Genomic DNA, 14,471 nt, shown 5'->3' with positions numbered 1-14,471 from the left:
ATTAGAATACTTATAAAGGAGGATGTTATTGTGTCAGAAATTTTAAATAAGAAAGATTTAGCTGAAAAGCTCGCAGATGAAAGCGGCTGCTCGAAAAAAGACGCTACTCAGTATGTGCAGACGATCTTTGATACGATTGCAGGAACATTAAAAGACGGCGGCACCGTTGACGTATTTGGATTCGGTAAGTTCACCGTTACCGAGCGCAGTGCCCGCACCGGCATCAACCCGGCAACCAAAGAAAAAATTGAAATTCCGGCAACCAAAGCCGTAAAATTCAAAGCCAGCAAGGCTTTGAAAGATGCAGTAAAGTAAAAGAACTGCACACAACAGGTACATGATGTACCTGTTTTTTTTGTGTATTATATGAGATGAAGAAAGGGCTTTCTGTTATAATAAAAATTAACGGAGGTAAGTAGTATGTCATTACCGATTTATGTGATTGGACATAAAAATCCGGATACTGATTCGATCTGTTCCGCGCTGGCTTTGGCAGAGTTAAAACAGCGTCTGGGGGTCGATGCAGTAGCTGCCCGTCTGGGTCATGCCAATCCGGAAACCAAATTCATATTAAATAAATTAAATCTCGATCTGCCGTTTTATTTAACATCCGCAAAATGCACGCTGCAGGAAATCGATATCGACGAAGCCGTCACCATCCACGACGGTGAGACGATTCGTTCAGCCTGGGATCTGTGCATGGAAAAAAGTGTGAAGACCTTATATGTGATCGACGATGAAGATAAATACATCGGCATGGCCACGCTGGGGGATATTTCCAAAGTTCAGATGCAGGATCTAAACATCACCAAAGATCTTCTGAAGCAGACACCGTTGGAGAATCTGGCCAAGGTCGTCAAAGGCAAGATCCTTTATGAAGGCACCAACGAACGCAGCGGCTATGTCCGCATCAGCGACAAACGCCTGATGGAACGGGATCTGGAAGGCGCGATCATGGTCCTGAGCGATCATGAAGATGAAATGATCAAAAGTATGGGACGCGGCTGCGCTGTCATCGTGATCGCCGAAAATTATGTGCCGGCCGACTATATCATTGAAATGGCAAAATCCGAGGGCGTCACGCTCATCAACACACCATATAATACGATGAAGATCATCCAGATGATCTACCGGGCCATTCCGGTCCGTCTGATCATGACGCCGAAAGATAAATTGATCACATTCAATCAAACGGAATTTGTCGAAGACGTCGAGCGGGAAATGCTGAAGACAAGACACTCCAGTTATCCGGTCGTTTCCCAGGACAAGCTGGTCGGATCAGTGGCCCGCTATAATTTGCTGAAATCGGAAAAAAAGAAACTGATCCTGGTGGATCATAATGAACTGAAACAAAGCATTGATGATATTGAACAAGGAGAGATCGTGGAAATCGTCGATCATCACCGCATCGGTGATATCGAAACCGACCGCCCGATCGTATTCCGCAATATGACCGTGGGCAGCACGTGCACCATCGTAGAAATGATGTACCGGGAAGCCGGCATCCGCATGAGCGATACTGTCGCCCGTCTGGTCGCCTACGGCGTCATCAGCGATACGATGAATTTTCATTCGCCGACCTGCACCGATATTGACCGGAACCTGAAAAAACGTCTGGAAGAAGAATATGGTCTGGATACCCAGGCGATGGCCGATGATTTGTTCCAGAATACAGCGACGATCGAAGGCCGTGCGTTCAAAGATATTTTATACAACGATGTGAAAGAGTACGTACTGAGCGGTTATCGGATTTCCATCAGTCAGGTCTTCACGTATGATTTGAACGTGGTGGATACGATCCATGATGACTTCCTCAAATTCATGGAGGAAGAAGAAAAAAATAAGAACCATCGCAATGATCTGACGCTGATGGTTTTCACGAATGTAGAAGGAAAGGGAAGCCGGTTCTTATATGTTGGCAGTTTGTCAAAAATGCTGGCATCGTCGATCGATCAATTCGCCGACCGCGGTTTTGTTTCCCGTAAGAAACAAATCGTTCCAGGACTGGCACAGGCATTGGTATGAGCGTAAAAGAACGATTTTTGAATTACATCCGTTTTGATACCCAATCGGATGAAACGACCCACACTACACCAAGCACTGCCAAACAGAAAAAGCTTGGTGCCTATCTGGCCGATGAATGCCGTGCGATCGGCTGCGATGAAGTTGAAATGGATCCCTGCGGCATCGTCTATGCGAAGATCAACGGCGATGAAACAAAGCCGGCGATCGGCTTTCTGGCACATATGGATACCGCAACCGAAATCAGCGGAGCCGATGTTCAGCCGCAGATCATTGAACAATATGACGGCAGGATCATCCATCTGAACGAAACCGAAACGCTGCAGATCGAAGGTCACATCGGTGAGACCTTGATCACGACCGACGGAAATACCTTGTTAGGCGGCGATGACAAAGCCGGCATCGCTGTCATCATGGAAGCCGCATCCCGCCTGATCGACGAACAGTCCCCGCATGGTCCGATCTTCCTGGCCTTTACGGTCGATGAAGAAATCGGGGAGGGGACCGATCACTTTGATTTGAAGAAGTTCCCGACTGCCTATGCTTATACAGTGGACGGGGACCGCATCGATGCGGTCGAGTATGAGAATTTCAATGCCGCACAGGCTGTGATCACGATCAAAGGAAAAAGCATTCATCCAGGGGATGCCAAAGGCATCATGGTCAATGCCGGACTGCTCGCTGCAGAATTTACGGGCAAGCTGCCGGCGGATGAGACACCTGCGACGACCGAAGGATTTGAAGGTTTTTACCATCTGCTGAAAATCGAAGGAACGTGTGAACAAGCACAGTTGGTCTATATCATCCGTGATCACGATACAGAAAGATTTGATGAACGTAAAAAGACCATGACATCGATCGTGCAGCAGATGAATGAAAAATACGACGGCCGGCTGACCTTGGAGATGCATGATCAATACCACAATATGGTTCGTTTTATGAACGGCGATCTGACCAGTGTTGAAAGAGCGAAAAAGGCCATTCAGGCTGAAGGACTTCAGCCGGTCTCTCCGCCGGTACGCGGCGGCACCGACGGGGCGATGCTGACGGAAAAAGGCCTGATCTGTCCGAATTTAGGCACCGGCTCCTACAATCATCACGGCCGTTATGAATACGCCAGTGTCGATGAGATGGAAAAACTGGTCCGCATTGTCCTTAGAATCATGAAAGAAGTCTGAGCGGCTTCTTTTCTTTTTAGTGCAGATTTTGTAAAATATGGAGAGATGGGAGGTCATTATGGATTATTCGAAAGAGGCCTTACGCCTGCATAAAGAGTGGAACGGAAAATTGGAAACCGTCCCAAAAATGAAAATAGAAAATAAAGATGATTTATCGGTTGCATATACGCCGGGGGTCGCTGCCCCTTGTCTGGCAATTAAAAACGATCCGAAGATGAGTTATGTATATACCGGCCGGAAACACACCGTTGCCGTCGTGACTGACGGCTCGGCCATTTTAGGATTAGGCAATATCGGCCCGGAAGCCGGCATGCCGGTCATGGAGGGAAAATGCGTACTGTTTAAAGCCATGGCAGGATTGGACGCTGTACCGATCGCGCTGGCGACGCAGGATACCGATGAACTGGTCGATACGATTGCCCGCCTGGAGCCAAGCTTCGGCGGCATCAATCTGGAGGATATTGCGGCTCCGCGCTGTTTTGAAGTCGAGAAACGGCTGCAGGAACGGATGAATATCCCGGTCTTCCATGATGATCAGCACGGCACGGCCATTGTCGTGTGCAGTGCGCTGGTGAATGCACTGCGCGTCGTGCATAAAACCAATCCGACCATTGTGATCAACGGGGCCGGATCGGCCGGCTGCGCCATTGCAGATTTGATCCTGCGCATGGAACTAGGTCAAGTGATCCTGGTGGACCGTGCCGGTATTTTGACGCCGGATATGGATCTGACCAGCGGCCAGAGAAACTTGATCGACCGTCTGAATCCGGAGCATAAAACCGGTACATTGGCTGATGCGCTGAAAGGCGCCGATGTATTTGTCGGTGTCAGCGCCGGTCATATCGTATCCCAAGCAATGATCGCTTCGATGAATCAAGATGCGATCGTCTTCCCGATGGCCAATCCAGTACCGGAGATTGAGCCGGATGAAGCATCAGCGGCAGGTGCTCGGATCGTCGGTACCGGCCGCAGCGATCATGCCAACCAAATCAACAACTTACTGGCATTCCCGGGCATTTTCAAAGGCGCTTTGGAAGCAGAAGCTACCTGCATCAATTATGAAATGCAGATCGCTGCCGTTTATGCGATCGCTTCGATGGTGCCGGAAGATGAATTGAATGAAACAAATATCATTGTATCTGCACTGCAGCCGGGTGTTTCGGATGTAGTGGCGCAGGCGGTTGCCGACGCCGCACGTAAAACCGGTGTGATCCGGAAGTGGGAGTAACCATGCGGAAAGATATTGGACTGGTCGTGGAAGGCGGCGGCACCAAGGCAGCGTATTCTGCCGGTGTGCTGAAGTGTCTTTTGGAAGAAAAGATCTACCTGCCGTATGCGGTCGGGATCTCAGCCGGCTGTGAGATCCTTGTACCGTATGTTTCCCGTCAAATGCACCGGCTGGAACTGACCGGCATTCAGGCACCGTGTCAGAAAGGTGTCTTTGGCTTACGCCCGCTGCTGACGGAAGGCAGTTTATATGGACTGGAAGAGACGGAAAACTTTATTGAATCCAATGCCCCGCTGGATATGGATCGGTTTATGCGCAGTGAAACACAGATGGATTTCGGACTGTATGATTTAGCCGATCACCAGGTCCGCTATTATAATAAATCCTATTTGGATGAAGATCATACTTTGGTCAAAGCGAGCTGTGCGCTGCTGCTGCTGGCGCATCCATATGAGTTCCGCGGCCGCAAAGTCATGGATGCCGGATTGGTCGATATGATCAGCATCAATCAAAGCATCCGCCAGGGCAACCGCAAGCATATTGTCATCTCCACCAAAGAACTGGGCTATGTGCGCAAGCCGGCACCGGAATGGCAGCTGAAACTGGCAAAGAAAGTGTATAAAGATGACCGGATCGTCGAAGATTTCCGCAATCGACACATCCGCTACCAGGAACAGTGGGACAAAGTCAACGATTTAGAAGCAAAGGGCAATGCGATCGTGCTGCGCCCGCATAAAGACTTAGGCGTCACGCGTTATACGACCGATCCGAAAAAACTCGGACCATGGTTCCAGCTGGGATATGATGAGACGCATGAACGGATCCATGAAATCAAGAAATTCTGTGAGGTAGAATAATGTATCAATTAGAAAATGATGCGCTCAAATTAGAATGCATCGAGCGCGCCGGTCAGATGAGTCATTTGATCGACAAGAAAAACAATACCGAAATTTTATATCAAGGAGATCAAGGATGGTCTGGGCGCAATCCGACATTGTTCCCGCTGGTCGGCAATACCTACAGCGGCAGCTATGAAATCAACGGCCGGACGTATGCGATGAAAAATCATGGTCTGATCCGTTACCTGGATTTAAAAGGAAATCAAAGGGATGATGCGATCATTTTTACTTATGATGCCGATGAAACGACCAAAGCACAGTACCCGTTCGATTTTCATTATGAAATGAAATATACGCTGGACGGAAATGCGGTGCACATCGATTATATGATCAAGAACACCGGGGATGAAGTGATGCCGTTCAGCTTCGGTCTGCATCCGGCGTTCCGCGTTCCGCAGCGGGAAGGCGAAACATACGAAGAGTATACACTGCGGTTTGCGCAGGAAGAAAACTGTCGGCAGTGTATTTTCGGAAACGGCCCGAGCCATTGGGAAAATCGTACGTTCCATGAATGGAAAGTCGACCGCCAGGACATTTATCGATATGCGACGATTGTTTACGACAATCTGAAATCAAAATATGTGACCCTTTTCCATCAGGATGAGGCCCGCCTGCGTGTTCATTTTGACGGGTTCCGTTATCTGGCCTTATGGACGCATCCGACACCGTCCGATTTCTTATGTATTGAACCGTGGATGGGACATGCCGATTATGATGATGTCGATGTGGATTTCTATCATCGGGAAGGCACCCAACTGCTGGAACCGAACCAGTCGTGGTCCATTGGCTACGTGATAGAAATTTTATAAAAAAATAATCAGCGAAAATTTTTCGCTGATTTTTTTATCGTTGGATTGCTTCAATACCCAGCAGGGCTGCGCCGATCGCACCGCACGACTGTGCCTGACTGGAGATAAAGATCTTGGCTCCCAATTTTTCCTCCAGACAAGTGACCACACCTTTGTTTTGGGCGACGCCGCCGGTCATGATGTATTCCGGTTCACCTTTGACCCGCGTCACTAAGGTAGCAGTCTTGGAGGCAACGGCTTTATTCAGGCCATGGATGATATCCGGTGTTGCGACGTTCTCGGCAACCAGAGAGACGACTTCGCTTTCCGCAAAGACGGTGCACATACTAGAAATGGTAACATCTTTTTTCCATTCGAGTCCTAGTGCGCTCATCTCTTTCAAGGAAATTTCCAAAGCCCGCGCCTGCATGTCCAGGAAACGGCCGGTGCCCGCTGCACATTTATCGTTCATGACAAAGTTTTCAACGCGGCCATCTTCATCGATGCGGATGACCTTGGAATCCTGACCGCCGATATCGATCACGGTCTTGGCTTTGGGATCCAAATAATGTGCGCCTTTGGCATGGCAGGTGATTTCGGTGATCGACATCGTATTGGGGGCGATATTTTCGCGGCCGTATCCAGTCGTTACCACGAGATCGATATCATCGATCGTCTTATGTGCAGAATTCAGCGCCAGGTCCAATGCCTGACGGGCCGTGCGGGTCGCGCCGGCGCCGGTCGGAACGATCGTGCTGGCCAGAATGGCCTGTTTTTCATTCATGATGATGACATCTGTACTGGTCGAACCGCTGTCAATGCCGGCGACCAGGAAGTGATCGCGGTCGATATTGACATGCAGATCTTCCACATTGTTTGTAACTGTTTCCGCAAATGCATCCAAACGGGTCTTGATCTGGCCGCTGCTCTGCGGCGTGGTATCGGTTTCGATCTTCAATAATGGCATTTTCGTATCCTCTTTCATGTTCATGTATTCAAATCCGTAATAATCACAGAATTTAATCGTATGATAAATCGTGCCGATCGGCGGATGGAGCATGGTCCGATTGCGGACATTCCACATCCGCATGCATGCTTTCTGATGCAGCAGGATTTCTGCATAATCTTCAAAGAAATTATCGGCATCGGCGACTCGTTCCATGGCCCGGTTGCCGGTGCAGGTATCATCGACGATCGGGATGCCGGGGAAGGTTGCCTCGACCCGTTTCTTGAGCATGTGGCCGCCGTGTGCGCCGGTAAACCGAATGTACGGACCGGACGGTTCTTTCTGCGGCGGCTGAAAGGCTGCCAGCGCTTTGTCAAGATCAAAGGGGATGCCGCTGTATTCGCTGTAGGCTTCACAGAGGTTTTCCAGTTCTTTGGCAAAGAACTTTTCACCGCCGGTATGCGGCAACGGCAGAAAATAAAGGAAATCCAGCCAGCCGCTGTTTTTCAGCACATCATTGATGCGGCGCATGGAATCGCAGCAATCTGTGATGATCAGTTCTTTGATCTTTTTTTGATGGATCTCTTCGATGACCGCTTTGGCAAACCCGCATAAATTTTGGTGCGCACAGCTGTCGGCGCATTCAAAATTCGCCGGATTGGGATCCAGCCGTTCACATGTCTGCCCGAACCCAGCCATCATTTCGACCGGTGCATATTTACACGTATAATAAATCATGTCAGTCCCTTTCCAGCATTTCCAGGAATGCTTCGACCCGTGTCTGGGTCTGACCGTCGTTGCGGTTGCTTGGATCAACGCCGTCACCGTTTAAGATCAAGGTCGGATAACCGGCTTGTTCCAGCTGTTCCTTGATCAGCGAGCTGGCGCCGCAGGTTTCTTTGCAGCCCCAGTGGCAGAAACAAATGATGCCGTCGATATCGAGCGCATCGGCCGTTTTTCTGACGCCGTTGATGCGGTTGGTGACCGGTCCGTTGATGATGCCATAGACCAGACGGCGGGCCATGCTTTCAAACGGATGATCCGGATCCATGTCCACCAGTGAATCAAAGTTAATATCGCCGGCGATCAACTGGTATTTTTCCGATTCATTGAACAGTTCTTTGACACAGTTCTGACCAAATGGATTCGTATGCATCCATAATATACGCTTGCCCGGTCTTGCTTCCGCATGACGATAATCATGCAGAAGTTTTTCAGAATACCGCAGGGATTCTTTGGAACCCAGACCGCCGTGCAGTGCCAACGTTTCGTATAGTTCACATGTCAAAGTGGTCGGCAGGTAGTGGTCCTTTTTCAGCCGCAGTACTTCCTGCATATTTTCAATGGTGTGCTTAGAATTCAGAATAGCTTCATGGAATGCTTGTTCATCAAATTTGCGGCCGGTATGTTCTTCCAGCCACGGCACGAGCTTACGCAGCTGATCGGCAACATATTCCACCGCTGCCGGACTTTGCGTATATGGTACATCTACATAATACTGCGGGACGCCATATAAATTGGAAATAGCGCGGAAGCTCAGGTTGTTGGCATCGCAGGCCAAGGATGTATTGACGATGACTTTCGGTTTCGGCAGAATGCCCTGGACGGCTGCTCCCATCAGGATCTTATGATAGGAGCAGAACGTTTCGGCAATGCCGGCCCGTTCAGCAATTTCCACATACGCTTTTGTCGACCAGGCTCCGCCGATATAAGCGGCAAACTGCTCAGCACAAAGATCGTGCAGGCCGAACGCTTTATTGATTTCATTCGGCATGAACAAACTGGTCAGGGCAGACTGCTCTGGGTGATCGTACGCACGGATGATATGATCCATGCTGATGCGGCCGAGATACTGTCTTGATTTTGGCAGGTTCTTGTCCGGAAAGTATCGAAGTTTGAAGGCATACGCTTTATAGGCTTGAAGCAAGCGTTTCCGGGCGACATCGGGATCGTTATAGGTTTTGTCGTACATATAGTCGCTGACTGTTTTCTCTAAATTTGGCATAATATATAATTATCATATTTTTATTCATTTCAAAATAGACACATCGCATGATTTGTTCTGCAGGATTTATGATAGAATAAAAAGAGACACAGGAGGTAGCTTATGCCGAACGTGAAAATGATACGTATTGACAGTCGGCTCATTCACGGTCAGATCACGTCCCTTTGGATGCAGGCGCTGCAGGCAGATGCCTTGATCGTTGCCGATGATGAAGTCGCCAATGATGCTTTTCATCAAAGCTTGATGAACCTGGCTGCTCCGAAAGCGATCAAACCGGTTTATACCACGCTTCGTGATGCAGCCGGCGCCGTGGATCCGCAGAAGACGACGCTGATCCTCTGCAAGGATGCCCAGGACGCTTTGACATTGCTTCAAAATCATATCACCTGCGATGTCATGAATATCGGCAATATGCATATGCAGGCCGGAAAACGACAGGTGGCTGTCAGTGTAGCAGTTGACGATGCAGACCTGGAGGCCTTCCGTCAGATGAAAGAGATGGGCGCTCATCTGAAAGTGCAGCGCACGCCGATGAACGAAGAAGAAACCATCTCAGAATTAAAATGAGCAGATTGACCGTCTGCTCATTTTTTATAAATATGCTGCCGATGATAAGCCATGAACTGGCGGCGATGCGCCGTCATATAGCGCGCATCAATTGAATGCAGACAATAGCTTTCCCGGCGGCTGTCCGGTAATTGCGGACTGACCATTAATGTGCCGTCATCCTCAAAAGAGATATAACCTTGATCAAAAAGATAGTCATGATTGCGGCAGAGCAGCAGCCCATTTTCATGAGTGGCGGCTTCATAAATATGTGCGCAGTCACGGAACGGTTTGATATGACTGGCAATCAGGATCCGCGGCAGCGTGATGCCGCAGATCGGGCACGTTTTCGCAAACTCATGCATCTGCGTATCTTTATAAAAGACCTGCAGGTTTTTACTGAGATCGCGATTTTCCGGAATGCCGTGCTGGGGCAGCTGTTCAAGAATAAAATCTGCATGTTCAAAGGAAATCATTTTGCGGTTTTGGTTTTTATATTCGATTTGATCCGAAAAATCCATGATCCGTTTTGTATAAAGCACACAAAGCGTGTCGCTGATGATCGCATGCTTCGATTCTTCGTAGATCTGCTCCATTAATTTTTGCAGTTCCGGATCCTCGGTCAGCACTGTGTTATTAAGAAGACGCTGCCAGAAGACCGGCAGCCGTTCGATCTGTAAATGATGCGGGTGCAGAAAATTCTGAAAATGCAGCAGCAGGCTTTCATACAGTGCCAGGGCTTCCAGACGGCTTCCGTGTCCGCATTTGGCATAGATCAGGATAGCCGGCAGGATATTGGGCTGCCGGTGCGGCCAGCGCAGCAGACCAACTTTTTCCAGGTTGTTCATGGCATGTTCGATGATCGTCGGCTGAATGCCCGTTTCCAAATAAATCGTATGCACCAGCGGTTCTTTGTGAAAAACTTCCAGACTTTCTTCGTTGATCAGTTCGATGATCCGTTTAAAGGTATGGATATGCATAATTCTATTTTAATATAAACACACAGGCTTGCACAGACAGAAATTTTTTACTTGACTGGCAGACTATATGTTTTTATAGTAAAATGAAGTCATGAAAAAGTGGATAAAGAGAGTCATATTGATCGTGTGCATTTGTGTTTTTGGCTACAGTGCATACAATTTGTACACGATTTACAGCGATAAAAAAGAAATTGAACAAGAAACAGAAAAATACAAAAAAAGTGCTTTAACGAGTAAAAATAAGAAGAGCTATCTGGACCCTGATTGGGAGAAGCTCCAAGAGGAAAATCAGAATATTATTGCCTGGATCTATGTTCCGGACTGCGGCATTTCTTTTCCGGTCGTGCAGGGCAGCGACAATTCGTATTACTTGACGCATTCTGCCGATGGATCAGAGAATCCGCGCGGTGCGATCTTCCTGGATGCTGGTGCCGATGCACAGTTCGGCAACGACAACTCATTGATTTACGGCCACTCGGTCGACGGCGGCGGCATGTTTACGGATCTGAAGAATTTCGCGGATGAATCATTCTTCAAGAAACATCCGTATTTTTATCTGTCAACGCCGCAGGGCAATTACCGTGTCAATATCATGGTCTTTGCGAAAACGACGGACGGTTCCGTATACTACACGACACAGTTCGGGACAGAACAGGACTCTGTCCTGCAGACCATGCAGGATCAGGCTACGTTCTATCGTGAAGTAGATACGACGACAGGTCATTTCGTGACGCTTTCGACATGCAACCTGGATTATGGATTCAACAGCAATCAGCGTTATATCCTGACGGGTGTGCTGGAACCGGTCAATGAAATTGAAATTACAGATTAGAGGAATAAAAATGGATAAAGTTTGTATAGTAACAGGCGGAACCGGCGGACATATTTATCCGGCCTTGGCTTTGGCGGATAAGATCCGTGCGCTTTTTCCGAGTGTAGATATTTTATTCATCGGCAACGATGACCGCATGGAATCGGACGTGGTGCCCAAGGCCGGTTATGCCTTCAAAGCACTGCATACATCCGGCCTGGTCGGTAATGTCTTTGATAAAGCAAAGGCGGTCGGGCAGATGGTCCGCGCCCGTCGGCAGGCAAAGGATTACTTGAAAGCATTCAAGCCGGATATCGTGATCGGTTTCGGCGGGTACGTCAGTGCGCCGGTGATCTTAGCCGCGCATTCGCTGCATGTTCCGACGATGATCCATGAGCAGAATTCGATTGTCGGCAAAGCCAATCAGCTGGTCATGAATCAGGTAGACGCGATCGTCACTTGTTACGAGAAATGCTCCGAAGTATTTCCGCAGGATAAGATCCATCTGCTGGGCAATCCGCGGGCGACGGTTGCACAGGAATCGAAATTTGATCCGGATTATTTCCGCTCGCTCGGACTGGATCCGGATAAGAAGACGATCTTAGTGATGATGGGCAGTCTGGGTTCAAGCAGTGTCAATGAACTGATGAAAGAAGCGCTGCCGGACGCCGACCGATCGCTGCAGTTTTTGTATGCATGCGGTAAAGATAATGACCAGGATCTGCATTTGTTTGACGGATCCGGCAACATCTTTGTGACACCGTATGTGGATACGCTGAAGATCTATAAGAAGATCAGCGGCATCATCTGCCGTGCGGGCGCAACAACGATCGCCGAAGTAACAGCACTTGGTATTCCGGCCATCTTGATCCCAAGCCCGTATGTCGCCAACAATCATCAGTTTTACAACGCCAGTGTCCTGGTGCAGGCACATGCGGCCCGGATGATCGAAGAGAAAGATCTGAACGCAAAGACGCTGCGTGAACAGATCGATGCTTTGTTTCTGGATGAAACAGAGCGTCAGCTGACGATGAAAAATGCGAAGCGGCTGGGCAAGCCGCATGCGGCGTATGATATGATCGATTTATGTAATCAATTGGTAAATGCATCGAAATAAAAACAGGTAGGGGAGATTTATGTCGGTTTTAGAACGTTTAGAGACGTATGCACGTGTCAAAGAACATGAATCCATGAAAAAACATACCACGTTCCATATCGGCGGAACGGTGGATTATTTTATATATCCGAAAAACTGCACATCTTTGTTATGTGTTGTCAATATATTAAATGAAAATCACATTCCATATTTTGTGATGGGACGTGGTTCCAATGTGCTGTGCGACGATGAAGACTTTCATGGTGCGATCATCAATTTGGATCGAACTTTAAACGAAGCTTACATCGAACCCAGCGGTATCCTGGTCGCTCAGGCTGGATGTTCGGTCGTCAATCTCGCTGCTGAAGCGATGAAACATTCGTTGTCCGGGCTGGAATTTGCCAGCGGGATCCCCGGCTCGATCGGCGGGGCGGTTTATATGAACGCCGGCGCTTATAAGTCAAACATGGCGGAGATCATCAAAGATGTTTTCGTGATGCGGGACAATCAAATTGTCTGGATGGATAAATCAGAATTGGAACTGGCTTACCGTCATTCGATTTTTCAAAAGCACAAAGACTGGACGATCCTCGCTGCCCGGCTGCAGCTGCAGCCGGCTGACCGTGATGAGATCCGGGATCTGATGGACTCACGACGGCAGCGCCGTATGGCAGCGCAGCCGCTGGATAAACCTTGCGCAGGCAGTGTGTTCCGCAACCCGGAACAAATACCGGCGTGGAAATTGGTCGAGAATTTGGGTCTGCGCGGTTTCCGCATCGGCGGCGCACAGGTTTCTGAGAAACATTGTAATTTTATCGTCAACGAGAATAACGAAGCAACGGCAGCAGATGTCCGGAATTTGATCGCATTGATCAAGGAAAAAGCCAAAAACACATATGACATTGATTTGATCACGGAAGTGGAGCAGCTGCATTGGTAAGAAAAAGAAAAAAACGCAGTATGGCTTCCGTACGCCGTTTAAGTGTTTTGGTCATGGTCCTGGTTACGTTGTTCGTCTATTATTTCTCGTTCGATTCTCAAGTACATGTGCTTTCCTGTGAAGGAAATTATTATCTGACCGATGCCCAGGTGTATGATCTTGCCGGTGTCAGTACCAAGACGCGGCTTTATTTAACGCCGACACATTTGTTGGAGAACCGCATCTATGATATGCCGCTGGTAAAATCAGTTGACATTGAACGAAGCGGACAGAAGCTGACGATCCATATCAAAGAAAAAACGGTGGTTGGTTACTATATCCGCAAAGGAAAAAAATATATGCTGACGACAGATAACGAATCCATCGAAGTGCCTGCGGAATATGAGAAGACGATCATCCATTTTCCGCTGCTGAGCGGACTGAGTGCCTCGCAACGTTCGGAAATCTGCAAGGTGTTTAAAAAGAATAAAGATCTGAATCGCAAGGTGATCGAAAAGATCGCGGAGATCCAGCCCTATAAAACATCCTTTGACTCAAATATGGTCAAGATGACCATGGTCGATGGGAATGTGGTTTATTCCAGTATCTCTGGATTGGCGATGATGGCCAACTATCAAGCAATGCTGACAAAACTGCAGGGCGAGTCGGTCTGCCTGCTGCTGGATGAAGAAAACTCAGCAATTGATAAGGTCGACTGCAGCGAGCTATCAAGCAAGAAAAAGAGCAGCAGCAGTTCCAAGAAAAGCAGTTCGGATGATTCGTCCAGCGATGATTCGTCAAGCGACAGCAGCACGGAATCAACGGATACAACATCAACGGATGAGACCCAGACAACCGATTCGGCCGTCACAGACGAAACACAGACGACGGATACGACTTCGGATTGGACCTATGATGAATCAACCGGTCTGCAGTATAGTGAGTCGACGGGTTTGTATATGGATTCGGACGGTACGCAGTATTACTGGAATGAGGAAACCCAGCAGCTGGAGCCGGTGACTGAATAGTTTGTTTTAGCGTTATTGATGCGGT

14 protein-coding genes are annotated in these 14,471 nt (G+C 48.5%); 11 read left to right on the top strand and 3 right to left on the bottom strand.

Translation table 11 applies throughout. The features are described 5' to 3' along the window. Positions 1-30 precede the first annotated feature (30 nt). The 6 genes from HNQ47_RS04740 to HNQ47_RS04715 all read left to right on the top strand — a co-directional run bounded on the left by HNQ47_RS04740 (position 31) and on the right by HNQ47_RS04715 (position 6,136). A complete protein-coding gene (locus tag HNQ47_RS04740) occupies positions 31-315 on the top strand; it encodes an HU family DNA-binding protein (RefSeq protein ID WP_183328085.1) in 285 nt (94 codons plus the stop codon). 105 nt (positions 316-420) lie between these two features. After that, positions 421-2,025, top strand: coding sequence for a putative manganese-dependent inorganic diphosphatase (locus HNQ47_RS04735; protein ID WP_183328083.1), 1,605 nt, complete (start codon positions 421-423; stop codon positions 2,023-2,025). Continuing rightward, positions 2,022-3,200: a peptidase T gene (gene pepT, locus HNQ47_RS04730; RefSeq protein WP_183328081.1), complete on the top strand. Its 1,179-nt coding sequence runs from the start codon at positions 2,022-2,024 to the stop codon at positions 3,198-3,200. The genes HNQ47_RS04735 and pepT overlap by 4 nt, the downstream gene beginning before the upstream one ends. 58 nt (positions 3,201-3,258) lie before the next feature. Further along, positions 3,259-4,428, top strand: a complete 1,170-nt coding sequence (locus tag HNQ47_RS04725; protein ID WP_183328079.1) for an NAD(P)-dependent malic enzyme — start codon at positions 3,259-3,261, stop codon at positions 4,426-4,428. A 2-nt stretch (positions 4,429-4,430) separates the two neighbouring features. Then, entirely contained in the window at positions 4,431-5,285 is an 855-nt protein-coding gene (locus HNQ47_RS04720) for a patatin-like phospholipase family protein (protein ID WP_183328077.1), read from the top strand. After that, complete coding sequence (locus HNQ47_RS04715) at positions 5,285-6,136, top strand: aldose epimerase family protein (RefSeq protein WP_221248022.1); 852 nt, start codon at positions 5,285-5,287, stop codon at positions 6,134-6,136. The genes HNQ47_RS04720 and HNQ47_RS04715 overlap by 1 nt, the downstream gene beginning before the upstream one ends. Before the next feature lie 34 nt (positions 6,137-6,170). On the opposite strand, the gene HNQ47_RS04710 is transcribed toward HNQ47_RS04715, so the two are convergent. Together HNQ47_RS04710 and HNQ47_RS04705 are read right to left on the bottom strand one after the other, a co-directional pair. Beyond that, positions 6,171-7,799: an acyl-CoA dehydratase activase gene (locus HNQ47_RS04710; protein WP_183328075.1), complete on the bottom strand. Its 1,629-nt coding sequence runs from the start codon at positions 7,797-7,799 to the stop codon at positions 6,171-6,173. Between the two features lies 1 nt (position 7,800). Next, entirely contained in the window at positions 7,801-9,066 is a 1,266-nt protein-coding gene (locus tag HNQ47_RS04705) for a 2-hydroxyacyl-CoA dehydratase subunit D (protein WP_183328073.1), read from the bottom strand. A gap of 102 nt (positions 9,067-9,168) precedes the next feature. Here HNQ47_RS04705 and HNQ47_RS04700 point away from each other — a divergent pair, with 102 nt between their 5' ends. Continuing rightward, positions 9,169-9,633: a PTS sugar transporter subunit IIB gene (locus HNQ47_RS04700; RefSeq protein WP_183328071.1), complete on the top strand. Its 465-nt coding sequence runs from the start codon at positions 9,169-9,171 to the stop codon at positions 9,631-9,633. 17 nt (positions 9,634-9,650) lie between these two features. Here HNQ47_RS04700 and HNQ47_RS04695 read toward each other — a convergent pair whose 3' ends face one another. Further along, positions 9,651-10,592, bottom strand: coding sequence for an HNH endonuclease (locus HNQ47_RS04695; RefSeq protein ID WP_183328069.1), 942 nt, complete (start codon positions 10,590-10,592; stop codon positions 9,651-9,653). 91 nt (positions 10,593-10,683) lie between these two features. Here HNQ47_RS04695 and srtB point away from each other — a divergent pair, with 91 nt between their 5' ends. From srtB to HNQ47_RS04675, 4 genes are read left to right on the top strand one after another with little or no spacing between them, the layout of a single operon-like run. Then, complete coding sequence (gene srtB / locus HNQ47_RS04690) at positions 10,684-11,424, top strand: class B sortase (RefSeq protein WP_183328067.1); 741 nt, start codon at positions 10,684-10,686, stop codon at positions 11,422-11,424. A gap of 10 nt (positions 11,425-11,434) precedes the next feature. Next, on the top strand, positions 11,435-12,520 hold the full coding sequence (gene murG / locus HNQ47_RS04685) for an undecaprenyldiphospho-muramoylpentapeptide beta-N-acetylglucosaminyltransferase (protein ID WP_183328065.1): 1,086 nt from the start codon (positions 11,435-11,437) through the stop codon (positions 12,518-12,520). Positions 12,521-12,539: 19 nt separating this feature from the next. Beyond that, on the top strand, positions 12,540-13,439 hold the full coding sequence (murB, locus tag HNQ47_RS04680; RefSeq protein WP_183328063.1) for a UDP-N-acetylmuramate dehydrogenase: 900 nt from the start codon (positions 12,540-12,542) through the stop codon (positions 13,437-13,439). 20 nt (positions 13,440-13,459) lie between these two features. Beyond that, positions 13,460-14,446: an FtsQ-type POTRA domain-containing protein gene (locus tag HNQ47_RS04675; RefSeq protein ID WP_183328061.1), complete on the top strand. Its 987-nt coding sequence runs from the start codon at positions 13,460-13,462 to the stop codon at positions 14,444-14,446. Positions 14,447-14,471 lie beyond the last annotated feature (25 nt).

It is taken from the genome of Catenisphaera adipataccumulans (genome assembly GCF_014202755.1).
GTDB classification, from domain to species: domain Bacteria; phylum Bacillota_I; class Bacilli_A; order Erysipelotrichales; family Erysipelotrichaceae; genus Catenisphaera; species Catenisphaera adipataccumulans.
This window is presented reverse-complemented; position numbering and strand designations above follow the sequence as displayed.

Excerpts from the sequence above, each read along its gene's own strand:
- HNQ47_RS04735 (WP_183328083.1), top strand. The coding sequence starts at position 421 with ATGTCATTACCGATTTATGTGATTGGACATAAAAATCCGGATACTGAT.
- pepT (WP_183328081.1), top strand. The coding sequence starts at position 2,022 with ATGAGCGTAAAAGAACGATTTTTGAATTACATCCGTTTTGATACCCAA.
- HNQ47_RS04725 (WP_183328079.1), top strand. The coding sequence starts at position 3,259 with ATGGATTATTCGAAAGAGGCCTTACGCCTGCATAAAGAGTGGAACGGA.
- HNQ47_RS04720 (WP_183328077.1), top strand. The coding sequence starts at position 4,431 with ATGCGGAAAGATATTGGACTGGTCGTGGAAGGCGGCGGCACCAAGGCA.
- HNQ47_RS04715 (WP_221248022.1), top strand. The coding sequence starts at position 5,285 with ATGTATCAATTAGAAAATGATGCGCTCAAATTAGAATGCATCGAGCGC.
- HNQ47_RS04710 (WP_183328075.1), bottom strand. The coding sequence starts at position 7,799 with ATGATTTATTATACGTGTAAATATGCACCGGTCGAAATGATGGCTGGG.
- HNQ47_RS04705 (WP_183328073.1), bottom strand. The coding sequence starts at position 9,066 with ATGCCAAATTTAGAGAAAACAGTCAGCGACTATATGTACGACAAAACC.
- HNQ47_RS04700 (WP_183328071.1), top strand. The coding sequence starts at position 9,169 with ATGCCGAACGTGAAAATGATACGTATTGACAGTCGGCTCATTCACGGT.
- HNQ47_RS04695 (WP_183328069.1), bottom strand. The coding sequence starts at position 10,592 with ATGCATATCCATACCTTTAAACGGATCATCGAACTGATCAACGAAGAA.
- srtB (WP_183328067.1), top strand. The coding sequence starts at position 10,684 with ATGAAAAAGTGGATAAAGAGAGTCATATTGATCGTGTGCATTTGTGTT.
- murG (WP_183328065.1), top strand. The coding sequence starts at position 11,435 with ATGGATAAAGTTTGTATAGTAACAGGCGGAACCGGCGGACATATTTAT.
- murB (WP_183328063.1), top strand. The coding sequence starts at position 12,540 with ATGTCGGTTTTAGAACGTTTAGAGACGTATGCACGTGTCAAAGAACAT.
- HNQ47_RS04675 (WP_183328061.1), top strand. The coding sequence starts at position 13,460 with ATGGCTTCCGTACGCCGTTTAAGTGTTTTGGTCATGGTCCTGGTTACG.